The sequence below is a fragment of the Streptomyces sp. NPDC057638 genome (genome assembly GCF_042800315.1).
Taxonomy (GTDB): Bacteria; Actinomycetota; Actinomycetes; order Streptomycetales; family Streptomycetaceae; genus Streptomyces.
This window is the reverse complement of sequence record NZ_JBHVHF010000064.1, coordinates 1-24151: the sequence shown is the minus strand read 5'-3', so window position 1 is coordinate 24151 and position 24151 is coordinate 1. Positions and strand designations below refer to the sequence as shown.

Below are 24151 nucleotides of genomic sequence, written 5' to 3'. Positions count from 1 at the left end.
GTACTGACCGGAACATGACGCATCTGGGCGGCACCGAGGGGAGTGGTACCCGTGGGAGACGGGAAGCGCGAGGGGACGAAGTCGGCGATGGAGCCGGTGGAGCCGCTGCACAAGGGACGCGTACGACGGCGGGCGGGCATCGCGCTCGGGCTCACCTCCCTGGTGGCGCCGCTGACGCTCGCGGTCGGCGCGGGCACCGCGCAGGCGGCGTCCGCGTGCACGGCGGGCACCGGCCCGTACCAGAAGCAGGTGGAGAGATTCCTCGGCCGCACGGTCGACGGACGGCAGTCCACCGGTGACTGCAAGGCGATCCGCGCCTTCCAGGCCACCCATGACATCACCCCGACCGCCGGGTACGCCGGTCCGCTGACCTGGCAGACCATGAACACGATGCTCCAGCAGAAGGCCGCGAAGAAGAACCCCAACGCGGCCGGGAAGTGCCCCACCGACAAGGGCCGCATAGCGTGTGTCGACCTCACCCGGCAGATCAGCTGGATCCAGGACGGCGCGCGACTGACGTTCGGGCCCGTCCCGGTGCGCACCGGGAAGAACGGGACCGAGACCCGCACCGGCCTGAAGAAGATCTACTGGCGCAGCATCGACCACGTCTCGTCCATCTACAAGGTGCCCATGCCGTACGCGCAGTTCTTCGACGGCGGGCAGGCGTTCCACTCCACGAAGAAGTCGATGTGGAACCCGCCGGGCTCCGCCGGATGCGTCAACATGCGCCCCGCCGAGGCCAAGACCTACTGGGATCTGCTGAAGAACGGCGACGACGTGTTCGTCTACGGGGCAAAGCCGGGCACCTGACCCCCCGTTGTCAGTGCCCTCCGGTAGGTTCCGCAGTGCCACGGCCGAGGGGCCGGGGCAGGGGCCGACAGGGGTGGACCGATGGCGGATGTGGTGACGACCGAGCGGCACGAGGCCGAACTGGAGCGGTACCGCCGGGAGCTGACCGGATACTGCTACCGGATGCTGGGCTCTCCGTTCGAGGCGGAGGACGCCGTCCAGGACACGCTGGTGCGTGCCTGGCGCAACATCGAGAAGTTCGAGGGACGTTCGTCGCTGAGGTCCTGGCTCTACCGGATCGCGACGAACGTCTGTCTCGACATGCTGAACGCCAACGGGCGCCGGGCCCGCCCGATGGACCTGTCGGCCCCGACACCCGTCGCCCAGGCCCAGTTGAACGCCCGCCCCGAGGCCACCTGGCTGGAACCGGTGCCCGACGGGCGGGTGCTGTCGTCCGTGGTGGACCCGGCCGAGCGGGCCGTCGAGCGCGAGTCGATCCGGCTGGCGTTCGTCGCCGCGCTCCACCGCCTCCCGCCCAAGCAGCGGGCGGTACTGATCCTCCGCGAGGTCCTGGCCTGGAAGGCCCAGGAGGTCGCGGAACTCCTCGACACCACGGTCGCCTCGGTCAACAGCGCCCTCCAGCGGGCCAGGGCGACCCTGGCGGAGACCCCGCCCGCCGGCGCCGAGACCGACAACCCCCTCGACGAGGAACAGCGCGAGCTGCTGGAGCGCTATGTCGCGGCCTTCGAGGGCTATGACATGGAGGCGCTGACCGCCGTGCTCCATGACGACGCCACGCTCTCCATGCCGCCCTACGACCTCTGGCTCCAGGGCCACGAGAACATCGTGGGCTGGATGCTCGGCGTCGGCTCGGTCTGCCGTGGCTCACGGCTCGTACCGACCGTGGCGAACGGGATGCCCGCGTTCGCCCACTACCACGCGGCGGACGACGGCGACGGGCACACGCCCTGGGCACTGATGGTGATGGAGATCCGCGACGGCAAGATCGCGGGGATCAACTCCTTCCTCGACACCGAGCGGTGGTTCCCGCTCTTCGACCTGCCGGAGCGGCTGCCCGCGTAGGTCCCGGCGGTCAGGACCCACGCGGGCCGTCCTCCAGACCCAGACCCACCAGGTCCAGCAGCCCGCGCAGCCGCTGGGGGGCCTGGCCCAGCCGCAGCTCGCAGCCCGCGCGGCGGGCGGTCAGGCTCAGCCGGGCCAGGGCGTCGACTGTGGAGAGATCGGCGGGCGTCAGGGCGCTGACGTCCGCGATCACCTCGGTCACGGAGGTGTTCTCCAGACGGGTGCGGAGGTGGGAGCAGAGGAGTCGCGCGTCTGCCGGGGTGAGGCGGCCGGTGATACGGACGACGATGGTTTGAGTGTCCACGTCACAGTGACCGCGCGCCTGCGGGGAACTCATCGCCCACGCCCCTGCGGGCCACCCTTCCGCCCTGCCGGGGCGGGCGCCCGTCGCTTGCGGGGCAGCCCGCGCCCGGGGTGCGCCCCGCTCGCCCCCCATGTGGGCAGGCGTGCCGCGGGGCGATGGGGGTCCCCGGCCGAAGTCCCCCAGACGCAGGCCTGGGGTGGGGGCACCTCCCAGACGCAGGCCTGAGGTGGGGGCACCTCCCAGACGCAGGCCTGGGGTGGGGGCACCTCCCAGGCGCAGGCCTGGGGTGGGGGCACCTCCCAGGCGCAGGCCTGGGGGAGGGTGGGCACACGGGAACCCCCTCCCGGGCAGGCGTTCCCGTCACCCAGCCCCGAACCCGGCCTACCCGGCAGCGGTCCGCACCCCCCGCGCGCCGGACCCCGCTGAGGGCCGCACCTCGTGTCCGTACCCCGCAGGGTCACGCCCCGGTGCGGGGGCCTGTCCAGCAGGGGCCGGGGCGGCCGGGCCCGGCATCCGGGTGGTGCGCTTGTGCCCACCCTCCCCCAGGCCTGCGCCTGGGAGGTGCCCCCACCCCAGCCTTCGGCCGGGGGTACCCCCATCGCCCCGGGCGGAACCCGTGCCCACAAGCGGTGGGAACCCAGGCCCACAAGGGTGTGGAAACCGGGCGCAGAGGTGGGGATCGTCGCCCGGGTGGGGTCAGGAGATGCGGTCGAGGAGGAGGGGGGTGGGGGTGAAGGGGGTGGCGGGAGGGGCGATGTCGAAGGACGAGGTCAGGGCGGAGAGGGCGTAGTCGAAGCGCTCGGGGGTGTCGGTGTGGAGCGTCAGCAGCGGCTGGCCCTCGGTCACCGTCTCCCCCGGCTTGGCGTGCAGTTCCACGCCCGCGCCGGCCTGCACCGGGTCCTCCTTGCGGGCGCGCCCGGCGCCGAGGCGCCAGGCGGCGACGCCGACATCGTAGGCGTCGAGGCGGGTGAGGACGCCGGTGGCCGGGGCGGTGATGACATGGTGCTCACGCGCGGTGGGCAGCGTGGCGTCCGGGTCGCCGCCCTGGGCGGAGATCATGCGGCGCCATACGTCCATCGCGGAGCCGTCGGCGAGGGCCCTGGCCGGGTCGGCGTCCGGGAGCCCGGCCGAGTCGAGCATCTCGCGGGCGAGCGCCAGGGTCAGCTCCACCACGTCGGCGGGCCCGCCTCCGGCGAGGACCTCGACGGATTCGCGGACCTCCAGGGCGTTACCCGCGGTGAGCCCGAGCGGGGTGGACATATCGGTGAGGAGGGCGGTGGTGCGCACCCCGCTGTCGGTGCCGAGGGCGACCATCGTGGTGGCCAGTTCGCGGGCGTCCTCGATGGTCTTCATGAAGGCGCCGCTGCCGACCTTGACATCGAGGACGAGGGAGCCGGTGCCCTCGGCGATCTTCTTGGACATGATGGAGGAGGCGATCAGCGGGATGGCCTCGACGGTGCCGGTGACATCGCGGAGCGCGTACAGCTTCTTGTCGGCAGGGGCGAGTCCGTCGCCCGCCGCGCAGATCACGGCGCCGGTGGTGTCGAGGACGTGGAGCATCTCCTCGTTGGAGAGCAGGGCGCGCCAGCCGGGGATGGACTCCAGCTTGTCGAGGGTGCCGCCGGTGTGGCCGAGGCCGCGGCCGGAGAGCTGGGGCACGGCCGCGCCGCAGGCGGCGACGAGCGGCGCCAGCGGCAGGGTGATCTTGTCGCCGACGCCGCCGGTGGAGTGCTTGTCGGCGGTGGGCCGGGAGAGGGTCTCGAAGCTCATCCGCTCACCCGAGGCGATCATCGCGGCGGTCCAGCGGGCGATCTCGGCGCGGTTCATGCCGTTGAGCAGGATCGCCATCGCCAGCGCCGACATCTGCTCATCGGCGACCACGCCCCGGGTGTAGGCGTCGATGACCCAGTCGATCTGTTCGCCGGTCAGCTCGCCGCGGTCGCGCTTGGCGCGGATGACGGAGATGACGTCCATGGCATTCCTCCTGTGGTGGTTCTTCCACGCTCTACGCGCGGAGATACGAGCGTACGCAAGCGGCCCTCCCGCGCGGGGCGGGAGGGCCGTGGGGTGTCAGGCCAGGTGCTGCGGGCCGAACGGCTGGGGCAGTATCCCCGCGAGCGGGACGATCCCCTGGGGGGTGTCGATCAGCAGCTCGGCGCCCCCGAACTCGTACAGCAGCTGACGGCAGCGGCCGCAGGGGACGAGGACGGCGCCCTCGCGGTCGACGCAGACGAAGTGGGTCAGCCGTCCGCCGCCGGTGGCGTGCAGCTCGGAGACGAGACCGCACTCGGCGCACAGGGAGAGGCCGTAGGAGGCGTTCTCCACATTGCAGCCGGTGACCGTGCGGCCGTCGTCGACCAGGGCGGCCGCGCCGACCGGGAAGCCGGAGTACGGGGCGTACGCGCGCGCCATCGCGGCGCGCGCCCGCTCCCGCAGGGCCTCCCAGCCGGCCGGGGCGAGGGTCATTTGCCCTGGCCCTTGCGGTACCTCATACCGTCGGCCTTCGGCATCCGCAGACGTTGCGCGGAGAGCGAGAGGACCAGCAGCGTGACCACGTACGGGGTGGCGGTGACGAACTCGGTCGGGACGGTGTCCGTACCGAGGTACCAGACCAGGACGCCCGCGGCGATGCCCGCGCTGATCGCGGCCGGCAGGAAGCTCTTGCGGGAGAACTTCCAGATCGCGAGGCCGACGAGGATCACGACCAGCAGCAGGAGCAGGGCGTGCACGGACTGGCCGCCGTTGCGGAGCTGGAGCGCGTCGGCGAAGCCGAAGAGTCCGGCGCCCGCGGCGAGGCCGCCCGGCCGCCAGTTACCGAAGATCATCGCCGCGAGGCCGATGTAACCCCGGCCGCCGGTCTGGCCCTCGTTGTAGATATGCGAGGTGACCAGGGAGAGGAAGGCGCCGCCGAGGCCCGCCATACCGCCGGAGACGATGACGGCGATGTACTTGTACTTGTAGACGTTGACGCCCAGCGACTCCGAGGCGATCGGGTTCTCACCGCAGGAGCGCAGCCGCAGACCGAACGCGGTCTTCCACAGGACCACGAAGGTCATGACGAAGAGCAGTACCGCCACGATCGTCAGCAGTGAGACATCGGTGACCAGTCCGCCGAGGATCCCGGCCACGTCGGAGACGAAGAAGAGGTCCTTCTTCTCGATCCAGCTCAGTCCGTCGGCGAGCCCGGGGACGGTGACGGTGGCGATGTCGTCGGATGGCGGTGACTGCTTGGGGCTGCCGCCCTTGGCGAGCGCCTCGGAGGTGTTGAACCAGAGCTTGGCGAGATAGGTGGTGACACCGAGCGCCAGGATGTTGATCGCGATGCCGGAGATGATGTGGTCCACGCCGAAGGTGACCGTGGCCAGCGCGTGCAGCAGACCGCCGAACATGCCACCGAGGACACCGGCGAGGACACCGATCCACGGGTTGGTCTGCCAGCCCGCCCAGGCACCGAAGAAGGTGCCGAGGATCATCATGCCCTCAAGGCCGATGTTGACCACGCCCGCGCGCTCGGCCCACAGTCCGCCGAGTCCGGCGAGGCCGATCGGCACGGCCATCGACAGCGCGGCCCTGATCTGGCCGGAGGAGGTGATGTCCTGCGCGCCGGTGATGGCGCGTACCGCCGACAGGGCGAGCAGCGCGCCCGCGATGATCAGCAGGACGACCGGGAAGGTGAGCCGGGTGCGTCCCGGTTTGCCGCCGACCTTGGGGGCCGCGGGCGGCGGAGTCGAAGTCGCCGTGGCACTCACGCCGACACCTCCTGCTTGTCGGAGTTACGGGCCTGGGCGGCGAGCTTGGCGCCGACCTGCCGCTGCTGGCGCTTGAGGCCGTAGCGGCGCACGACCTCGTAGGCGATGACGACACAGAGGACGATGACACCCTGGATGACGCCGACGATCTCCTTGTCGTAGCCCTCGAATTCGAGCTGGCCGCTGCCGCGCTCCAGGAACGCCCACAGCAGCGCGCCGAGCGCGATGCCGACGGGGTGGTTGCGGCCGAGCAGGGCGATGGCGATACCGGTGAAGCCGATGCCGACCGGGAAGTCGCCGCTGTACTCGTAGGAGTCGTTGAGCAGCGTCGGCATACCGACCAGTCCGGCCATGGCGCCGGAGATCAGCATGGAGGTCACGACCATGCGCTTGACGTTGACACCGCTGGCCTCGGCGGCGGAGCCGGACTGGCCGACGGTCCGCAGGTCGAAGCCGAAGCGGGTGCGGGAGAGGGTGAACCAGTAGCCGATGCCCGCGAGGATCGCGACCACGATGAAGCCCCAGACGGGGTCGGGGGTGGTCGGGAACTCGAAGAAGTGGGCGGACTCCGGGATGGGCTGGGTGGAGACCTTGGTCCCGGCCTCGTCCAGATGGCCGAGGCGGCCCTCCTGGAGGAGGTAGCCGATGATCGCGGTGGCGATGGCGTTCAGCATGATCGTGGAGACGACCTCGCTGACACCCCGGGTGACCTTGAGCAGACCGGCGATACCGGCCCACATCGCGCCGACGATCATGGCGCAGAGGATGATCAGCGGGATCTGCACCGGGCCGGGCAGGGTCAGCGCGCCGCCGAGGGCGGCGGCGAAGAAGGCCGCGAGCCGGTACTGGCCGTCCACACCGATGTTGAACAGGTTCATCCGGAAGCCGATGGCGACCGCGATGCCCGCGAGGTAGTAGGTGGTGGCCTTGTTGAGGATGTAGACCTGGCTGTCCGACTTCGAACCGTAGTCGAACATGATGGCGAAGGCGTTGAACGGCTCCTTGCCGGTGGCGGCCAGCACCAGGGCGGTGACCAGGAACGCGACCACGATCGCGAGCAGGGGCGCCGCCAGGCCCAGGAGCAGGCGCTCCTTGTCGAACTTCTTCATCGGTCCTCATCCCCGTTCCGGGGCTCGTTACGGGGTTCGTTGCGGGGAGCGGACCCGGGCTCGTCGCGGGGGCCGTTCCCGGCCTCGGCCGACGCGGGCGCGTCGGGGGCCGCGTCCGTGCGCGCCGCCGTGGAGCCGTCGTCGCCGGGGTGGTACGGCTCGTCGGCCTCCAGATGGCCGCTGGCCGCGCCGGTCATCGCCGAGCCCAGCTCCTCGGGGGTGATCGCGGCCGGGTCGGCGTCGGCGACCAGCTTGCCCCGGTACATCACCCGCAGGGTGTCCGAGAGGCCGATCAGCTCGTCCAGGTCGGCCGAGATCAGCAGCACCGCGAGACCCTCCCGGCGCGCCGCGCGGATCTGGTCCCAGATCTGCGCCTGGGCGCCGACGTCCACACCCCGGGTGGGGTGGGCGGCGATCAGCAGCTTGGGGTCATGGCTCATCTCCCGGCCGACGATCAGCTTCTGCTGGTTGCCGCCGGAGAGGGAGGCCGCGGTGACCTCGATACCGGGGGTGCGCACGTCGTACTCGCGCACGATCCGCTCGGTGTCGGCGCGGGCCGCCTTGAGGTCGAGGATCGGGCCCTTGCTGTTGGGCCTCTCGGTGACATGGCCGAGGATCCGGTTCTCCCACAGCGGCGCCTCCAGCAGGAGACCGTGGCGGTGGCGGTCCTCGGGGATGACGGCCATCCCGTCCTCGCGCCGCTTGCGTGTGGGCGTGTGGGTGATGTCGTCGCCGTCCAGGGTGACCGCGCCGGTGTCCAGGGTCCGCATGCCCATGACGGCCTCGACCAGCTCGGACTGGCCGTTGCCCTCCACTCCGGCGATGCCGAGGACCTCGCCCTTGTGGATGGTGAAGTCGATGCCGTCCAGGACCGCGCGCACCACGCCGTCGGGGTCGGTCGCGGTCAGCCGCAGGCCCGTGACGGTGAGCATCGGTACGTCGGTGACCGTGGACTCACGGGTCTCGGGCGAGGGCAGCTCGCTGCCGACCATCAGCTCGGCGAGCTGCTTGGGCGTGGTGGAGGCGGGGTCGGCGGTGCCCACCGTCGTCCCCCGGCGGATGACCGTGATCTCGTCGGCGACGGAGAGCACCTCACCGAGCTTGTGCGAGATGAAGATGACGGTCAGGCCCTCGGCCTTCAGCTCCCGCAGGTTGTCGAAGAGGGCGTCGACCTCCTGGGGGACCAGGACGGCGGTCGGCTCGTCCAGGATCAGCGTGCGCGCGCCCCGGTAGAGGACCTTGAGGATCTCCACCCGCTGGCGGTCGGCGACCCCGAGGTCCTCCACGAGGACATCGGGGCGGACGTTGAGCCCGTAGGTGTCCGAGATCTCCTTGATCTTGGCGCGGGCGCGGTCACCGATCCCGTACAGCTTCTCCGAGCCGAGGACCACGTTCTCCAGCACCGTGAGGTAGTCGGCGAGCATGAAGTGCTGGTGCACCATGCCGATGCCCCGGGCGATGGCGTCACCGGGGTTGCCGAAGGAGACCTGCTCGCCGTCGATGGCGATCGTGCCCTCGTCCGGCTTCTGCATGCCGTAGAGGATCTTCATCAGGGTGGACTTGCCCGCGCCGTTCTCCCCCACGAGGGCGTGCACGGTACCGCGGGCCACGGTGATGTCGATGTCGTGGTTGGCCACGACGCCGGGGAATCGTTTGGTGATGCCGCGCAGCTCTACGGCGTGCGGACTGCTGGACGCTTTGATGGCGCACTCTCCAGGGCAGGGAGCGGACGAGCAGAGGCGATGGTGGCGAAAACTACCGCGCGACCGAGGGGACTACGCGCGTAGCGCCACCAAATCGTTGGAGTACCGCGGAGACGGTGGGGGCCGACGTACACCGGGGCCCGGCAGGAGCGGCACAGCGGCCGATCTCACCGGGCCCCGGACGGACGATCCGGTCAGAGGGTGGACTGGACCTTGATCTGGCCGTCGACGATCTTCTTCTTCGCCTCGTCCAGCTTGCCCTGGATGTCGGTGAGGTGGTTGCCCGTGGTGGTCAGGCTGACACCGTCCTCGGCCAGGGAGTACGTGTGGACACCCGTGATCGGCTTGCCGTCCTTGACGGACTTCGCCAGCTCGAAGACGCCGGTGTCGACGTTCTTGACCACCGAGGTCAGGATCGAGCCCGCGTACTTCGACAGCGCCGGGTCCTTGGCCTGGTCGGAGTCGACACCGATGGCCCAGGTGCCCTTCTTGGCGGCGACGGCCTCGATGGCGCCCGCGCCGGAACCGCCCGCGGCCGCGTAGACCACGTCGATGTTCTTGTCGAGCATGCCCTGCGCGGCGGCGCGGCCCTTGTCCGGGCTGCCGAAGCCGGAGAGGTCCGTACCCGTGGTCAGGTACTGGATCTGGACGCTGGCCTTCGGGTTGGTCTCCTTGACGCCCTGCTGGAAGCCCGCGGCGAACTTCTTGATCAGCGGAAGGTCCACACCGCCGATGAAGCCGATCTTGCCGGTCTTGGACTTCAGCGCGGCGGCGACACCCGCGAGGTAGGAGCCCTGCTCCTCGGTGAAGACGATGCTGTCGACGTTCTTGACGTCGGAGACCGAGTCGACCAGGCCGAAGGTGGTCTTCGGGAACTTGGGCGCGACCTTGTCGATCGAGTCCTTGTACGCGAAGCCGACACCGATGACCGGGTTGAACCCGCCCTCGGCGAGAGCCGCCAGCCGCGCCTCACGGTCGGCGGGGGTCTCGCCGTGCTTGGCGGTCAGCTCCTTGGTCTCGGCACCCAGCTCGGACTTGGCCTTGTCCAGGCCGCGCGCGGCGGAGTCGTTGAAGGAGTTGTCGCCACGGCCGCCGACGTCGTAGGCCATACCGATCTTCAGCTTGCCACCGGACTCGGTGCCGCCGCTCGACGGCTCGGTGGAGGACTCACCACACGCGGTGGCGGTCAGGGCGAGGGCCGCGGTCGCAACACACGCGGCAGTGATCTTGGATACCCGGCGCAAGAGGAGGGGTCCCTTCGAGACTGACCGAAAGCGCCTCTTCCGGCGCTGGTTTCGCGGCGATCGTAACGCGCGTAGATGTCAGTTAAAGACCCGTTCAGTAGTCGTTATCGGATCGTCGCGAAGCGGTTTACACGGCTGTGCGGGGGCGCTCACGCTGGGTGGTACGAGGTGGGGGCCGCGCCCTTCCGTGGGCCGGGGCCCCACGCCCCCGTGGCGGCACGGGGAGCGCGCCCTTCTCGCGGGCCGGGCCCCTCGCGGCCCGCCGGGCCCGGCCCGTGCGGGCACGGGTTCCGCCCCTCGTGTGGGCAGGCGTTCCGCAAGGCGGAACGGGTGGGCACACGGGAACCCCCTGCCGGGCAGGCGTCCCCTCCCGCCCAGCCCCGAACCCGGCCCCACCCGGCCACGGACCCGTACCCCGGCCTACGGGACCCCGCTGAGGCCCGCACCTCGGGTACGTACCCCGCAAGGGTCTCGCCCCGGCGCGTGGGCCTGTCCGGCAGGAGCCGGGGCGACCGGGCCCGGTACCCGGGTGGTGCGCTTGTGCCCACCCTCCCCCAGGCCTGCGCCTGGGAGGTGCCCCCACCCCAGCCTTCGGCCGGGGGTACTCCCATCGCCCCGGGCGGAACGCCTGCCCACAAGCAGGTGGAACCCGTGCCCACAAGCGGTGGGGATCGCCGTGGCGGCCGCGCGACGCCGTGGGCACAACGGGGGCGGGACCCCCGCGTGCCCGCAGGCGGGGCAGAGGGGTCAGGGGGCGGGGAGGAGGGCGGTGGCGGTGAAGAGTTCGACGCCGGTCTGGATCGCGGCCTCGTCGACATCGAAGTCACCCCGGTGCAGATCGCGCGTGGTCGGCTCGCCCGGCGTCCGCACTCCGAGCCGGACCATCGCGCCGGGCACATGCTCCAGGTACCAGGAGAAGTCCTCCCCGCCCAGGCTCTGCTCGGTGTCCTCGATCGCGTCGGCGCCCAGGCGCGCGGTCTGGGCGGCCCGCAGGAGTTCGGTGACAACGGGGTCGTTGACGACCGGGGGGACCCCGCGTACGTAGTTGATCTCCGTCTTGGCCCGGTGCAGCGTGGCGACCTCGTCGATCGCCGCGTGGACCAGGTCGGGGGCGGAGCGCCAGCTGGGCAGGTCCAGGCAGCGCACGGTCCCGGAGAGCTCGGCGTGCTGGGGGATGACGTTGCAGGCGTGCCCGGACGCGATGCGGCCCCAGGTCAGGGCGAGTCCGGCGCGGGCGTCCACCCGGCGGGCGAGCAGTGCGGGGACCTCGGTGACCACCTTGGCGGCGGCGGTGACGAGGTCGGTGGTGAGGTGGGGGCGCGCGGTGTGGCCGCCGGGCCCGGAGAGGGTGATCTCCAGCCGGTCGCAGGCGGAGGTGATCGGCCCGTGCCTGAGTCCGATGCGGCCCGCGTCGACCCGGGGGTCGCAGTGGACCGCGACGATCTTGCCGACTCCGTCCAGCACCCCGGACTCGATGGCGTCGGGCGCTCCGCCGGGCAGGATCTCCTCGGCGGGCTGGAAGACCAGCCGTACCGGCTGGGGCAGCAGTCCGCGCCGGTCGAGGTCGGCCAGGACCAGTCCGGCGCCCAGCACCACGGTGGTGTGGACGTCGTGGCCGCAGGCGTGGGCGCGGTCGGGCACGGTGGAGCGGTAGGGGACCCCGGTCTTGGTGTCGGGGATGGGCAGCGCGTCGAGGTCGGCACGGAGCGCCAGCAGCGGACGGACCCCGTCCCAGGTGCCGATGTCACAGACGAGTCCGGTGCCGCCGCCCAGCACGCGCGGCGCGAGACCGGCGCGCTCCAGGCGCGCCTTGACCGCGGCGGTCGTACGGAATTCCTGGTTGCCCAGCTCGGGGTGCATATGGAGATCGCGGCGGAAGGCGATCAGCTCACTACGGAGCGGCTCGGTGAGGGTGCCGGGCAGAACGATGCTCCCGGGCAGGGCGGCGGCGGACTCGCGGGACATCAGTTGGTTCACCTTTTGAAGGGTAGGCCCGGAAGGGGGTCAACTGACCACTGATCAACAAAAGTTCAACCCGTTAGGGGAAGGAAAAGTGGGCGCGAGATGCATGATTACCGACCGCTGTGGGTAGAATCACGCCTCTTTTTGACCGTACCGCTCCGCGATGACCTGCGCGTTTCGAGTGCGGCCCGGTTCTCCTCCCGCCGGAGGAGCGCTCCACCCCCGGAGGGTGGCCCGTGACCACCCAGGACCGCCCGTGAACAGCGAGTTAGGCGCTGGTGAGGGAGAGCTTCACCGCGAAGCCCAGGAAGAGCGCCCCCGCGGCCGAGGTCGCTCCCGCCGACAGCCTCCTACGACGGCGGAAGGCCTCGGCGAGATGGGTGCCGGTGAAGATCAGTACGGTCAGATAGACCACGCTGACCAGCGTGGCGAGGGTGCCCAGCAGCAGGAACGACAGCGCCGGGTGCGGATAGGCCGGGTCCACGAACTGAACGAAGAAGGCCACGAAGAACAGGATCGCCTTCGGGTTCAGCAGACTGATCACCAGGGCGCGCCGGAAGGGGCGCTCCACCGGGCCCTCGGCCGCCGGGGCCGCCGGGGCCGCCTGGTCGCCGGGCTGCTCGCGCCGGGTGCGCCAGAGCGACCAGGCCGCGCGCATCATACCGATCGCCATCCAGGTGAGATAGCCCGCGCCGACGTACTTCACGATCCCGAAGAGGAACGCGTTGGCCTGGAGCAGGGAGGCCACACCCGCCGCCGACAGCACCATCAGGACGGCGTCGCCGACCCAGACCCCCGAGGCGGCGGTGAACCCCGGGCGCACCCCGCGCCGGGCCGCCACCGAGAGCACATAGAGCGAGTTGGGCCCGGGCAGCAGGACGATCAGGACGAGGCCCGCGAAGTAGGTCGAGAGATCCGTGACACCCAGCATGCGTGGGAGTCTCGCACACAGATACGACATTCGATCGTGAGTATTCACAAGTGGGACGTACGCCTCAGCCGGGCGCGGGGACGCGAGCACCGGCCCCCGGACGCCACCCTCACCACGCCTCCCCCGGCCCGTATGGCTCGTAGCTTCCCCACAGCTCCCGCAGGGCCCCGCACACCTCCCCGACCGTGGCCCGCGCCCGCAGCGCCTCCTTCATCGGCGGAAGCACGTTCGCCGTGGTCGCGGCGGCGGCGCGCAGGGCGGTGAGGGCACCGGCGACGGCGGCGGGGTCGCGTTCGGCGCGCAGCCGGGCGAGGCGGGCGCGCTGGCGCTCCTCGATCGCGGGGTCGAGCCGGAGCGGCTGGTAGGGCTCCTCCTCGGCCACGGTGAAGCGGTTCACCCCGACCACGACCCGTTCGCCCGCCTCGGTCGCGCGGGCGATCCGGTAGGCGTTCCGTTCGATCTCGGCCTTCTGGAAGCCGTGCTCGATGGCGCTCACGGCACCGCCGTACTCCTCCACCCGCCGCATCAGCGCCAGGACCGCCGTCTCCACCTCGTCCGTCAGCCGCTCGATCGCGTACGACCCGGCGAAGGGGTCGACGGTCGCCGTCACATCGCTCTCGTACGCCAGGACCTGCTGGGTCCGCAGCGCCAGCCGGGCCGAGCGTTCGGTGGGCAGGGCGAGGGCCTCGTCGAAGGCGTTGGTGTGCAGGGACTGGGTGCCGCCGAGGACGGCGGCGAGCGCCTGGACGGCGACCCGGACGACATTGACCTCGGGCTGGCGCGCGGTGAGCTGCACCCCCGCCGTCTGGGTATGGAACCGCAGCTTCCAGGAGCGCGGGTCCTCGGCGCCGAACTCCTCGCGGGTCAGCCGGGCCCAGATCCGCCGCGCGGCCCGGAACTTCGCGATCTCCTCCAGCAGGGTGGTCCGCGCCACGAAGAAGAACGACAGCCGGGGCGCGAACGCGTCCACCTCCATCCCCGCCGCGAGCGCCGTACGGAGGTACTCCACCCCGTTGGCCAGGGTGAACGCCACCTCCTGCACGGCCGTCGCCCCCGCCTCCGCCATGTGGTAGCCGGAGATGGAGATGGTGTTCCAGCGCGGCAGCTCGCTCCGGCAGTACGCGAAGAGGTCGGCGACCAGCCGCAGCGAGGGCCGGGGCGGGAAGATATAGGTGCCCCGGGCGATGTACTCCTTCAGGATGTCGTTCTGGGTGGTCCCGGTCAGCCGTTCCCCGGCCACGCCCCGCTCCTCCGCGACGAGCTGGAGCAGAAGCAGCAGCGGCGCGGCGGGCGCGTTGATCGTCATCGAGGTGGAGACGGTCTCCAGCGGGATCCCGTCGAACAGCTCGCGCATGTCGTCCAGGGAGTCGATGGCGACCCCGACCCGGCCGACCTCGCCCCGGGCGAGCGGCGCGTCCGAGTCGTACCCCATCTGGGTCGGCAGGTCGAAGGCGACGGAGAGCCCGGTGGTCCCGTGGGCGATCAGCGAGCGATAGCGGGCGTTGGACTCGGCGGCGGTGCCGAATCCCGCGTACTGGCGCATCGTCCAGGGCCGTCCGGTGTACATCGTCGGGTGCACCCCGCGGGTGAAGGGGTACGCGCCCGGCTCGCCCAGCCGCTCCATCGGATCCCAGCCGGTCAGCGCGGACGGACCGTAGACCGGCTCGATGGGCACCCCCGACTCGGACTCACCCGCCATGGCTCTCCTGCCTCCGCTTCCGCGTCCCTCCATCATGCGACGGACGCGGGCATACGGGAGGTTCAGGACAGCACAGGCACGGAGAGCGTACGGAGGAGGAGAAGGGGCGCGGGCGGGACCGGGGGAACGTGACCCGCCCGCGCCAAACGCGCCAAGCCGTAGGTACGGGGGGAACCCCGGCTTCTGGCGCAGCCGATGACCAGTCGGCTCACTCAGTACTGCGCCACGGCGCCCAGAAACGTCACACCGGGCCGGTCACACCCACGAAACCGCTGGTCAAACGGGCTTTGGAAACCCTCGTACCGCAGGGTGGACGGATGGGCGCGGGTCACCGGACGGGGAGTACGGGAAGCGCCGACGGAGGGGAGGAGGGGTCCGGGCGGGAGGGGAGGCGGCCGCCGATCGTGATGGCACCGCCGCCCTCGGTGACACCGGCACCGCCGGGCGCCGGACGCCACGGTTCCCGGGAGGGCCGCGACCCGGCGCCGGAGGGTATCCGCTCCGGCGGCGCGGAGGCGCCCGGCGCCTGGCCGGTGACACCGCCCGTGTCACCTCCCTTGCCGCCGTCCTTGTCTCCCTTGCTGTCCTTGCTGTCCTTGCCGTTCTTGCTGTCCTTGCCGTGCTGGTGGCCCTGGCTTCCCGGGTTCCGCTCGCCCCGCTCGCCCGGCGAGCCGTTCTCCTCCTGGCCCGCGCCACGGCCCCGGCGGCCCGGTCCGCCCTTGTCCCCGCCACGGCCCGGCCCCCAGCCGTATCCGCCGCCGCTGAGCAGCCGGTCACAGAAGCCGGGGATCTTCTCCGGCCCCCGGGCCACCGCCTCCAGCCACTCCGCGTCCACCGGGTCGAGCGTCCGGGCCCGGTACGCCTGGCAGGACGACATCAGCTTGTTGTAGATGCCCCATCTCCGGGGGTCCTTGCCACGGCGCTCCCCCGGTCTGGTCGCGGCCGGGGTGGAGGCGCCCGGGAGTCCCGTCGTCTCGGCCGGGATGGGCGCTCCCGGGGAGCCGTCCGTCGTCGGGCCCGACCCCGGGGGATGGGGGCTCTCGCTCCGCCCGGCGGAGGGGGCGGTGGCCACGACCGTCGACCCGGCGGGCTCCCGCTGGTCGAAGGGCGAGGGCAGCAGCCCGGACGTGGCCGCCACGGCGACCCCGCCGAAGGTGAAGACGGCGACGGCGGAGAGCGTGGCGAAGCGCATCGTGCCGCCGAGGCGGGCGCCGGGGCGTCGGCGCGGCTGGCGCGCCAGCTGGACGAGACCGAGCGCCAGACCGCCGTCGGCCGGCGCCGTCGTCCCGTCCTCGGTACCGGCGGCGGCACGGTCGGCGGCCGATGACTCCCGGGCGGCGCGGAAGGCGGCCATGGCGGCGGCCTCCCCGGGGAGCGGGGTCCCGGGATCGACGGCGGGATCCGGGTCCGGGTGGGCCGTCCGGCTCAGCGCGTGGCCGAGGCGGGCGGCCTGGAGACGGGTGCGTTCGTCGGGGGTTTCGACCGGTTCACCGCGCAGGAGCTTCTCCGCCGTAGACCTGTCAAGCCAGTCGTACCGCTCATCGCCCATCACATGTCCTTCTGCGTCCGCAACGGTGTCCGCGTCACACCGGCCGACTCCGTGGCACGGGCTGTTGTACGCGGCGAACACGTTGCGGAGGAACGCCGTTCAGGTCCACGCCAGGGTCGGCGGGGGCGGCGCCCGTGAGGGGAGTGTCCGCGTCGGCGCCGTCCGCACCGTACGCCCCAGAGACCGGATTGGAATATTCCGGATGACTGGCGGGGGCCGGTTCATCCTCCGGATCGTCGGCGCCCAGCAACTCCGCCAGCCGCTTGAGCCCCCGGTGAGCGGCGGTACGGACGGCGCCGGGCCGCTTGCCGAGCGTCTTGGCCGCGCTCTTGGCATCCAGCCCGACAACGACCCGGAGCACCACGGCCTCGGCCTGGTCCTGGGGCAACTGGGCGATCAGCGCCATGGTGGAACCGGTGGAGAGGGCCTCCATCGCCTCGTCCGCCGTGTCGGAGGCGGCGGGACGCCCGGTCAGTTCGCTCTCGTCCCCGCCGACGGCCGGACGGCGGCCACGGGTCCGGATGTGGTCGAGCGCCCGGTTGCGCGCTATCCGGGCGGTCCAGCCCCGGAACCGGTCCGCGTCACCACTGAAACGCTCCAGGTCACGAGCGATCTGGAGCCATGCCTCCGAGGTGACGTCCTCGGCGTCCGGCTCACCCACGAGGGTGCGGACATAGCCGAGGAGCCGCGGGTGCACCGCGCGGTACACAGCACGGAAGGCGCTCTCGTCCCCGTTCTGAGCCGCGAGCACAGCGGCCGTCAGCTCCGCGTCGTCCCCCAGCACTACCTCAACCCGTTCAGATCCGCGGCCGGTCACCACTGCCGCGCGCCCCCTGTGCGAGTCAGCACGCTACGACGTACCGACGGGCCGCGTCCATGGTTTGTACAACATGCAACAATATGCGGCCGCCTCCCGGTGTGACAGAAATCGCGTACCCGGCGCTGAGTGAAGTACGGGGGCGCACCGCGACCCCGCACCACGGCGACCGGGGTCTCTCCTGTGGGGGGTGGCGACCCCGGTCGTCTCGTGTCATGACGCGCGCCCCGACACCTGTACCGGCGCCTGTCCCGGCAGCCGTTCCGACACCCGTTCCGACACCCGTCCTGGCGCCCGTCCCGACCCGTCTGCCACGGCGCGCGAGCGCCGAACCCGACACCCGGACAGCCAGACCCCCGTGGCACTCCGCGCACACCACGCGCCCCGCGCCTCCCGCGCCGCCGGACCCGCGCGTCATCCGCGCCCGGCCGTGTCATCCGGCGCATGGCGTCAGTGCCGGACCCTGGCCCGGCGCGACACGGCCGCGCGCAGCACCCGCTGCCCCTCGGCGGCCACCGTGAGCACGGGCCGCAGCCCGGTCCCGAGTTCGGGGTCGGCGAGGATCTCCAGGGTGCGTATCTGGCGCCGCAGCTCCCCGGTGACCAGCGGTCCCGCCCCGGCCGGGTGGCCCTCGCGACAGCCCTCGACCACCTCGGCGGCCTCCGGCGGCTCCGCACCGCCGGTCCCGTCCGCTCCGGAGCCCGCGTCGAAGCGGTGGTGGAGGGTGAGCGCGGCCGCCGAGCACTCCTCGGCCCATGTGCGCAGCGGGCCCGCCGCCCAGACGGTGGGCGCGGCGGCGAGCAGTTCCCGTACGAGGGCGGTGGCCGCGTCGGGGCCGTCGCCCTCGATACCGGCATCGGTGTCGGTGTCGGTGTCGGCCGGGGCGCCGTCGACGGGGTCCGCCGCCAGTTCCCGCTGGGCGGCGGCCAGCCGGTCCGGCCACTCCTGTGGCTCCTTCGCCACGGCCGTCCACAGTCCGCGCAGCGCTCCGGCGCCTATCTCATGCGGTGGCAGACACCGTTCCAGACAGCCGAGGCCGCTGGCGGCGAGCCCTCGATCGTCCGCGTGTGCGATCAGTTCTCTCAGGCATCCCGACGTCATCGACGCCTCCCCTCGCGACGCACCGTCCCGTACCCGGAGATCCATCCCCGTGTACGGCCCACGCCCTTGGCTCAATCCCGTAGTGCCACACATCCGGGCAGAACCGCTTCTCCCAAGGCTGACAGAGGAGTTCCCCGGCCGGACACTTGGGCCGCTTGGCGCAAAATACCCCCTGAGCGGCACCGGTCGCCATGGTTCCGCTCACGCTCCCCCAACCATGCCCGACGTCGCAAGTAGAGGGGTTTCCTCCAACTACCCTCCACACCCTCACATTTGCGCCATATTTCTGCTACCTTCCACGGACCTGGAATCCCGCGCGCGGCCCCTTCCGGTGGCCCCGGGAGTCCCGGTGGGCGGTGTGAGTCCGCGCGCCCCCGGGCGGACTCACACCGCACCCCCCTGCCGCGCATCACCTCACCGTTCGGGCCAGGGTCTGGAACTCCGGCCAGCTCCGGGCGGGCGGCCGGGGGTCCCACACCTTCTGCGCGGTCGCCGCGAGCGGCAGGGCGATGCCCGCCGCGATCCGCTCCGGAGTCTGGGCGCCCGCCCGGTCACACCAGATGGCGAACCGGCCGCCGAGGATCTGCCCGGAGTAGCGGGCCGGGACCGGCCGGGTGCCGCGCAGCACCAGCGGAGTCCACTCCTCGTAGATCCGCCGCCCGGTGGGATAGGTGAAGTCATGGGGCTCACCGAGCACGTAGTAGAGGTACTCGTCGTTGACGTTCACCACCGGGCGGCCCTCCGCCAGATACTCCTCCGGCGGCCGGGCCCCCAACTCCTTGCCGGTCCAGTACTCGACCTCGATGTCCTTCGCGACGGCGACCCGGCCACCCCGGAAGAACCCGTCGTTCCACGCCTTGAGCACCCGGCCGTCGGGGCGGAGCACATCGGCGCGGTCGTTGATCCACGCGGTCGCCAGGTCCTGCACCCGGCCGTCGGGCCCGAACTCGCGCCGGGCGAGCGCCGCCAGCTCCGGGAACGACGCCTCCGGGTTCCGGCGGGTCAGCGCCTGGTACTCATCGCCGCCCAGATGCCACCAGCGTCCGGGGAACAGTCCCGCGTACTCCCGCAGCAGTTCGTCCACCAGCCGGGCCGACGCCGGGTCGCCGATGTCGATCGCGCCCGGGACCACCCGTCCCGAGGAGTCCTTGAGCCGCAGCCCCGGATGGGCGGCGAGCACCGCGCCGAGATGCCCCGGCGAGTCGATCTCGGGGATGACGGTGATGTGCAGGGACGCGGCCAGCGCCAGGATCCGGCGCACCTCGGCCTGGCTGAGGTGCTGGGCGGAGACCACCTCGGGGTGGGTCCGGGACGCGATCCGGAAACCCTGGTCATCGGAGAAGTGCAGTCCCAGCTGGTTGAGCTTGAGATCGGCCATGGTCCGCAGCCGGTCCTCGATCCAGCCCGCCGGGAAGGACTTGCGCGCGATGTCCACCATCAGCCCGCGCTGCGGCCGGTCGGGGCGGTCCCGGACCACCCCCTCCGGCATCGCGCCGCCGGACCGGACCGCCTGCTTCAGCGTCCGGGTGCCATAGAAGACACCTGCCTGGTCGGGGCCGGATATCCGCACCCGGCCGTCCCGGGCGGTGATCGTGTACGACTCCGGGCCGCCCGGCTGCGCGGGCGCCAGGGCCAGCTCCACATCCCCCGCGCGGGCGGCGGCCGAACCCCGGTAGCCGAGGCCCAGCTCCCGGGCGATCAGCCGCGCCTCATCCACGAGGGCCGCCCCGCCCGCCGCCACCACGACTCCCGCGCCGGACCCGGGACGCCAGCCGGGGCCACGGGCCGCCTCGTGCGTCCGTACGGAGGGGACGGTCGCGGGCGCCGACGAGAGCGGATACGTCCGTTCGGGTGAGGGGCGGGTGGTGGAGGCGCCCGGGACGCTGGGGGCCGCGATCACCGTGCCCGTACGGTCGCGGGCGCGCTCGCCGGTACGGTCGCCGCTCGCGGGAGCGCCGCCGTCCGCCGGGCCGGTGGTGGAGCAGGCGGTGAGCAGGAGGGAGAGGGCGAGGGCGGGGAGGGCGGGGAGGAGGGGGGCGGGGTGGGGCATCACTCGGAAACCTCCCATGGGGGGAAGAAAGCCGACGAACCATCTCCCCTATCGTCCACCACCCTCCGGGGGGCGCTGTCCCGTCCCGCGCGCCACGCTGTGGCCGCCCCTCCCCCGGGACGCGCCCGGACGCGCCCCGGCCCGCCGCGCCCCGCGCCCTCCCCGCGGGCCGCGCCTCGCCGTGGGCCCGGCCCACCGCCGACGCGCCCGGAGGCCGTGGGCACACGGGTGGGAAAGCCGCCGGCCCGGGGAGCGGGTTCCCGTGAACCGGGCGGCGGGGGCCGTCCGGCCCGGGGCAGGGCCGGGCGGGAGGGCCGGATGGCAGGGGGGTCAGGGGAGGGGCCCGACAAAGGGATGATTCAGGCAGGGTGGACATATCGGGGCGCAGGGCGGGCCGGAATGGCCGAAACCCATGCCACCGGCCCGGTGCTCTAGCCCGTCCGAGGCTGTTTGATTGCCTGTTTGATCACACCGGTGGACCCCGAGCGAGCGAACCGACAAGTCGTCGCTACGATGGCCGGGGCCGGTGGACCGTACCCGGCCGGGCCGACCGACCACGCAAGCCGGCAGGCCCCAGTCCCCGCTCCCGGAGGGTTCTTCCGTGCCGGCTGGAACGTTGTACCGCGGCCGGGAAGGTATGTGGTCCTGGGTGGCTCATCGAGTCACCGGCGTCCTCATCTTCTTCTTCCTGTTCGTCCATGTCCTGGACACCGCTCTCGTCCGTGTCTCACCCGAGGACTACGACAAGGTCGTAGCCGTCTACAAGACGCCGCTCGTCGCGTTGCTGGAGTACGGCCTCGTCGCCGCCGTCCTGTTCCACGCGCTCAACGGCCTGCGTGTCATCGCCGTGGACTTCTGGTCCAAGGGCCCGCGCTTCCAGAAGCAGATGCTCTGGACCGTCGTGGGTGTCTGGGTCGTCCTGATGGCGGGCGCGCTCTACCCCGTGCTCGGCCACGCCGCACGCGAAGTCTTCGGGAGCTGACGCCGGACATGTCTGCTGACACCACTTCCGCCATCGGCCCCGTCGAGGGCGCCGCCACCGTCTACGACGTGGACAACCCCGCCCCGGTCATCGAGGCCCCGCGCAAGCGCACGGGCAAGACCCCGCGCTCCACCCGCGGCAACTTCGAGATGGCCGCCTGGCTCTTCATGCGCCTGTCCGGCGTGGTGCTGGTCGTCCTGGTCATCGGTCACCTGATCATCCAGCTCGTGCTGGACGGCGGTGTCTCCAAGATCGGCTTCGCCTTCGTGGCGGGCCGCTGGGCGTCCCCGTTCTGGCAGGTCTGGGACCTGCTGATGCTCTGGCTGGCCATGCTGCACGGCGCCAACGGCCTGCGTACCGTCATCAACGACTACGCCGAGCGGCCGAACACGCGGCTGTGGCTCAAGGGCCTGCTGTACACCGCCACGGTGTTCACCATCCTGCTGGGCACGCTGGTGATCTTCACCTTCGACCCGAACATCCGCTAGAGCCGGGGCTGACGAACCAATGAAGATCCACAAGTACGACACCGTCATCGTCGGCGCCGGCGGCGCGGGTATGCGCGCGGCCATCGAGGCCACCAAGCGCAGCCGGACCGCGGTGCTGACCAAGCTCTACCCCACCCGCTCCCACACGGGCGCCGCGCAGGGCGGCATGGCCGCCGCGCTGGCCAACGTGGAGGAGGACAACTGGGAGTGGCACACCTTCGACACGGTCAAGGGCGGTGACTACCTGGTCGACCAGGACGCCGCCGAGATCCTGGCGAAGGAGGCCATCGACGCCGTCCTCGACCTGGAGAAGATGGGTCTGCCGTTCAACCGGACCCCGGACGGCACCATCGACCAGCGCCGCTTCGGCGGTCACTCCCGTAACCACGGCGAGGCGCCGGTCCGCCGCTCCTGCTACGCGGCCGACCGTACCGGTCATATGATCCTCCAGACGCTGTACCAGAACTGCGTCAAGGAGGGCGTGGAGTTCTTCAACGAGTTCTACGTCCTGGACCAGCTGATCACCGAGGTCGACGGCGTCAAGCACTCCGCGGGTGTCATCGCCTACGAGCTGGCCACCGGCGAGATCCATATCTTCCAGGCGAAGGCCGTGATCTACGCCTCCGGCGGCACCGGCAAGTTCTTCAAGGTGACCTCCAACGCCCACACCCTCACCGGTGACGGCCAGGCCGCCTGCTACCGGCGCGGGCTGCCGCTGGAGGACATGGAGTTCTTCCAGTTCCACCCGACGGGCATCTGGCGCATGGGCATCCTGCTCACGGAGGGCGCCCGCGGCGAGGGCGGCATCCTGCGCAACAAGGACGGCGAGCGCTTCATGGAGAAGTACGCGCCCGTCATGAAGGACCTCGCCTCGCGTGACGTCGTCTCGCGCTCGATCTACACCGAGATCCGCGAGGGCCGTGGCTGTGGCCCCGAGGGCGACCACGTCTACCTCGACCTCACCCACCTGCCGCCGGAGCAGCTCGACGCCAAGCTGCCCGACATCACCGAGTTCGCGCGGACCTACCTCGGGATCGAGCCCTACACGGACCCGATCCCGATCCAGCCGACCGCGCACTACGCCATGGGCGGCATCCCGACCAACGTCGAGGGTGAGGTCCTCTCGGACAACACCACCGTCGTCCCGGGCCTGTACGCGGCCGGTGAGGTCGCCTGTGTCTCCGTGCACGGCGCCAACCGCCTCGGCACCAACTCGCTGCTGGACATCAACGTCTTCGGCCGTCGCTCGGGCATCGCCGCCGCCGAGTACGCCGCCAAGAGCGACTACGTCGAGCTGCCGGAGAACCCGGCCGCCTTCGTCGAGGAGCAGGTCGAGCAGCTGCGCGAGTCCACCGGCACCGAGCGGGTGGCCGAGATCCGCCGCGAGCTCCAGGAGACCATGGACGCCAACGTCATGGTCTTCCGTACCGAGCAGACCATCAAGACGGCCGTCGAGAAGATCGCCGAGCTGCGCGCCCGCTACAAGAACGTGTCGATCCAGGACAAGGGCAAGCGGTTCAACACCGATCTGCTGGAGGCCATCGAGCTGGGCAACCTGCTGGAGCTGGCCGAGGTCATGGCCGTCTCGGCGCTGGCCCGCAAGGAGTCCCGCGGCGGTCACTACCGCGAGGACTACCCCAACCGCGACGACGTCAACTTCATGCGCCACACCATGGCGTACCGCGAGGTCGGCGACGACGGCACCGAGACCGTCCGGCTCGACTACAAGCCCGTCGTCCAGACCCGCTACCAGCCGATGGAGCGTAAGTACTGATGGCTACTCCCGTCATGGACACGGTCGAGGCCGAGGCAGCGGCCTCCCCTTACATCACGGTCACCTTCCGGATCCGCCGCTTCAACCCGGAGATCTCGGAGCACGCGGTCTGGGAGGACTTCCAGATCGAGATCGACCCGAAGGAGCGGGTGCTCGACGGTCTCCACAAGATCAAGTGGGACGTCGACGGCACCCTCACCTTCCGCCGCTCCTGCGCCCACGGCATCTGCGGCTCCGACGCGATGCGGATCAACGGCAAGAACAGGCTCGCCTGCAAGACGCTGATCAAGGACCTCAACCCGGAGAAGCCGATCACGGTCGAGGCCATCAAGGGCCTGACGGTCCTCAAGGACCTGGTCGTGGACATGGAGCCGTTCTTCCAGGCGTACCGGGACGTGATGCCCTTCCTGGTCACCACCGGCAACGAGCCCACCCGTGAGCGCCGCCAGTCGGCGGAGGACCGGGAGCGCTTCGACGACACCACCAAGTGCATCCTGTGCGCCGCGTGCACCACGTCCTGCCCGGTCTTCTGGAACGACGGTCAGTACTTCGGCCCCGCCGCGATCGTCAACGCCCACCGCTTCATCTTCGACTCGCGTGACGAGGCCGGTGAGCAGCGGCTGGAGATCCTGAACGACAAGGACGGCGTCTGGCGCTGCCGTACCACCTTCAACTGCACCGACGCCTGCCCGCGTGGCATCGAGGTCACCAAGGCGATCCAGGAGGTGAAGCGGGCGCTGATCACGCGCCGCTTCTGATCCCTGGCCGCCGACCCGGCGGACCGACGGGCCCGGTGCCCCTCCCCCGAGGACTGGGG

19 protein-coding genes and 1 pseudogene are annotated in these 24151 nt (G+C 71.4%); 6 read left to right on the top strand and 14 right to left on the bottom strand.

The annotated features are described in order from the left end of the window. Positions 1–87: 87 nt before the first annotated feature. Both ACFVIM_RS12265 and ACFVIM_RS12260 read left to right on the top strand, forming a co-directional pair. Positions 88–810, top strand: coding sequence for a L,D-transpeptidase family protein (locus ACFVIM_RS12265; protein WP_384300627.1), 723 nt, complete (start codon positions 88–90; stop codon positions 808–810). An 81-nt stretch (positions 811–891) separates the two neighbouring features. Then, positions 892–1872, top strand: coding sequence for a sigma-70 family RNA polymerase sigma factor (locus tag ACFVIM_RS12260; protein WP_384300618.1), 981 nt, complete (start codon positions 892–894; stop codon positions 1870–1872). Positions 1873–1882: 10 nt separating this feature from the next. On the opposite strand, the gene ACFVIM_RS12255 is transcribed toward ACFVIM_RS12260, so the two are convergent. The 14 genes and pseudogenes from ACFVIM_RS12255 to ACFVIM_RS12190 form a co-directional block, all read right to left on the bottom strand. After that, a complete protein-coding gene (locus tag ACFVIM_RS12255; RefSeq protein WP_384300617.1) occupies positions 1883–2209 on the bottom strand; it encodes an STAS domain-containing protein in 327 nt (108 codons plus the stop codon). Positions 2210–2872: 663 nt separating this feature from the next. Then, positions 2873–4150: a thymidine phosphorylase gene (locus tag ACFVIM_RS12250; protein ID WP_384300616.1), complete on the bottom strand. Its 1278-nt coding sequence runs from the start codon at positions 4148–4150 to the stop codon at positions 2873–2875. 96 nt (positions 4151–4246) lie between these two features. Next, entirely contained in the window at positions 4247–4642 is a 396-nt protein-coding gene (locus ACFVIM_RS12245) for a cytidine deaminase (protein WP_384300615.1), read from the bottom strand. Further along, on the bottom strand, positions 4639–5925 hold the full coding sequence (locus tag ACFVIM_RS12240; RefSeq protein WP_384300614.1) for an ABC transporter permease: 1287 nt from the start codon (positions 5923–5925) through the stop codon (positions 4639–4641). Before ACFVIM_RS12240 ends, ACFVIM_RS12245 begins: the two co-directional genes overlap by 4 nt. Continuing rightward, on the bottom strand, positions 5922–7034 hold the full coding sequence (locus ACFVIM_RS12235; RefSeq protein ID WP_384300613.1) for an ABC transporter permease: 1113 nt from the start codon (positions 7032–7034) through the stop codon (positions 5922–5924). The genes ACFVIM_RS12240 and ACFVIM_RS12235 overlap by 4 nt, the downstream gene beginning before the upstream one ends. Next, positions 7031–8704 (bottom strand): ABC transporter ATP-binding protein, encoded by a 1674-nt coding sequence (locus tag ACFVIM_RS12230; protein ID WP_384300626.1) that lies wholly within the window; start codon positions 8702–8704, stop codon positions 7031–7033. The genes ACFVIM_RS12235 and ACFVIM_RS12230 overlap by 4 nt, the downstream gene beginning before the upstream one ends. A gap of 227 nt (positions 8705–8931) precedes the next feature. After that, a complete protein-coding gene (locus ACFVIM_RS12225) occupies positions 8932–9981 on the bottom strand; it encodes a BMP family protein (RefSeq protein WP_384300612.1) in 1050 nt (349 codons plus the stop codon). A 747-nt stretch (positions 9982–10728) separates the two neighbouring features. Then, complete coding sequence (locus ACFVIM_RS12220; RefSeq protein ID WP_384300625.1) at positions 10729–11946, bottom strand: amidohydrolase; 1218 nt, start codon at positions 11944–11946, stop codon at positions 10729–10731. Positions 11947–12211: 265 nt separating this feature from the next. Then, complete coding sequence (leuE, locus tag ACFVIM_RS12215) at positions 12212–12874, bottom strand: leucine efflux protein LeuE (RefSeq protein ID WP_384300611.1); 663 nt, start codon at positions 12872–12874, stop codon at positions 12212–12214. A gap of 109 nt (positions 12875–12983) precedes the next feature. Beyond that, positions 12984–14573, bottom strand: a complete 1590-nt coding sequence (locus ACFVIM_RS12210) for a methylmalonyl-CoA mutase (RefSeq protein WP_384300610.1) — start codon at positions 14571–14573, stop codon at positions 12984–12986. Between the two features lie 328 nt (positions 14574–14901). Then, positions 14902–16122 (bottom strand): hypothetical protein, encoded by a 1221-nt coding sequence (locus ACFVIM_RS12205; protein ID WP_384300609.1) that lies wholly within the window; start codon positions 16120–16122, stop codon positions 14902–14904. Continuing rightward, positions 16122–16906 (bottom strand): annotated as a pseudogene (locus ACFVIM_RS12200) (RNA polymerase sigma factor). The gene ACFVIM_RS12205 and the pseudogene ACFVIM_RS12200 overlap by 1 nt, the downstream one beginning before the upstream one ends. Positions 16907–17389: 483 nt before the next feature. Further along, the gene (locus ACFVIM_RS12195) at positions 17390–18040 is read right to left on the bottom strand and encodes a hypothetical protein (RefSeq protein WP_384300608.1); all 651 of its coding nucleotides are present in this window, start codon (positions 18038–18040) and stop codon (positions 17390–17392) included. 409 nt (positions 18041–18449) lie between these two features. Then, positions 18450–20090 carry a glycoside hydrolase family 20 protein gene (locus ACFVIM_RS12190; RefSeq protein WP_384300607.1) on the bottom strand — a complete coding sequence of 547 codons (1641 nt, stop codon included), beginning with the start codon at positions 20088–20090 and terminating at the stop codon, positions 18450–18452. A gap of 601 nt (positions 20091–20691) precedes the next feature. On the opposite strand from ACFVIM_RS12190, the gene sdhC reads away from it, so the two are divergent. Genes sdhC through ACFVIM_RS12170 form a run of 4 tightly spaced genes read left to right on the top strand, consistent with a single transcriptional unit; the run spans position 20692 to position 24092 of the window. Further along, entirely contained in the window at positions 20692–21072 is a 381-nt protein-coding gene (sdhC, locus tag ACFVIM_RS12185) for a succinate dehydrogenase, cytochrome b556 subunit (RefSeq protein WP_384300606.1), read from the top strand. Between the two features lie 8 nt (positions 21073–21080). Next, positions 21081–21560 carry a succinate dehydrogenase hydrophobic membrane anchor subunit gene (locus ACFVIM_RS12180; RefSeq protein ID WP_384300605.1) on the top strand — a complete coding sequence of 160 codons (480 nt, stop codon included), beginning with the start codon at positions 21081–21083 and terminating at the stop codon, positions 21558–21560. 19 nt (positions 21561–21579) lie between these two features. Then, positions 21580–23334: a succinate dehydrogenase flavoprotein subunit gene (gene sdhA / locus ACFVIM_RS12175; RefSeq protein ID WP_384300604.1), complete on the top strand. Its 1755-nt coding sequence runs from the start codon at positions 21580–21582 to the stop codon at positions 23332–23334. Then, positions 23334–24092, top strand: coding sequence for a succinate dehydrogenase iron-sulfur subunit (locus tag ACFVIM_RS12170; RefSeq protein ID WP_384300603.1), 759 nt, complete (start codon positions 23334–23336; stop codon positions 24090–24092). The genes sdhA and ACFVIM_RS12170 overlap by 1 nt, the downstream gene beginning before the upstream one ends. The last annotated feature ends 59 nt before the right edge of the window (positions 24093–24151 follow it).

Coding starts and splice junctions, on each gene's coding strand:
- ACFVIM_RS12250 (WP_384300616.1), bottom strand. CDS start 4,150: ATGGACGTCATCTCCGTCATCCGCGCCAAGCGCGACCGCGGCGAGCTG.
- ACFVIM_RS12210 (WP_384300610.1), bottom strand. CDS start 14,573: ATGGCGGGTGAGTCCGAGTCGGGGGTGCCCATCGAGCCGGTCTACGGT.
- ACFVIM_RS12195 (WP_384300608.1), bottom strand. CDS start 18,040: ATGACGTCGGGATGCCTGAGAGAACTGATCGCACACGCGGACGATCGA.
- ACFVIM_RS12180 (WP_384300605.1), top strand. CDS start 21,081: ATGTCTGCTGACACCACTTCCGCCATCGGCCCCGTCGAGGGCGCCGCC.
- ACFVIM_RS12255 (WP_384300617.1), bottom strand. CDS start 2,209: ATGAGTTCCCCGCAGGCGCGCGGTCACTGTGACGTGGACACTCAAACC.
- ACFVIM_RS12190 (WP_384300607.1), bottom strand. CDS start 20,090: ATGCCCCACCCCGCCCCCCTCCTCCCCGCCCTCCCCGCCCTCGCCCTC.
- leuE (WP_384300611.1), bottom strand. CDS start 12,874: ATGCTGGGTGTCACGGATCTCTCGACCTACTTCGCGGGCCTCGTCCTG.
- ACFVIM_RS12235 (WP_384300613.1), bottom strand. CDS start 7,034: ATGAAGAAGTTCGACAAGGAGCGCCTGCTCCTGGGCCTGGCGGCGCCC.
- ACFVIM_RS12170 (WP_384300603.1), top strand. CDS start 23,334: ATGGCTACTCCCGTCATGGACACGGTCGAGGCCGAGGCAGCGGCCTCC.
- ACFVIM_RS12265 (WP_384300627.1), top strand. CDS start 88: ATGGAGCCGGTGGAGCCGCTGCACAAGGGACGCGTACGACGGCGGGCG.
- ACFVIM_RS12245 (WP_384300615.1), bottom strand. CDS start 4,642: ATGACCCTCGCCCCGGCCGGCTGGGAGGCCCTGCGGGAGCGGGCGCGC.
- ACFVIM_RS12205 (WP_384300609.1), bottom strand. CDS start 16,122: ATGGGCGATGAGCGGTACGACTGGCTTGACAGGTCTACGGCGGAGAAG.
- ACFVIM_RS12220 (WP_384300625.1), bottom strand. CDS start 11,946: ATGTCCCGCGAGTCCGCCGCCGCCCTGCCCGGGAGCATCGTTCTGCCC.
- sdhA (WP_384300604.1), top strand. CDS start 21,580: ATGAAGATCCACAAGTACGACACCGTCATCGTCGGCGCCGGCGGCGCG.
- ACFVIM_RS12260 (WP_384300618.1), top strand. CDS start 892: ATGGCGGATGTGGTGACGACCGAGCGGCACGAGGCCGAACTGGAGCGG.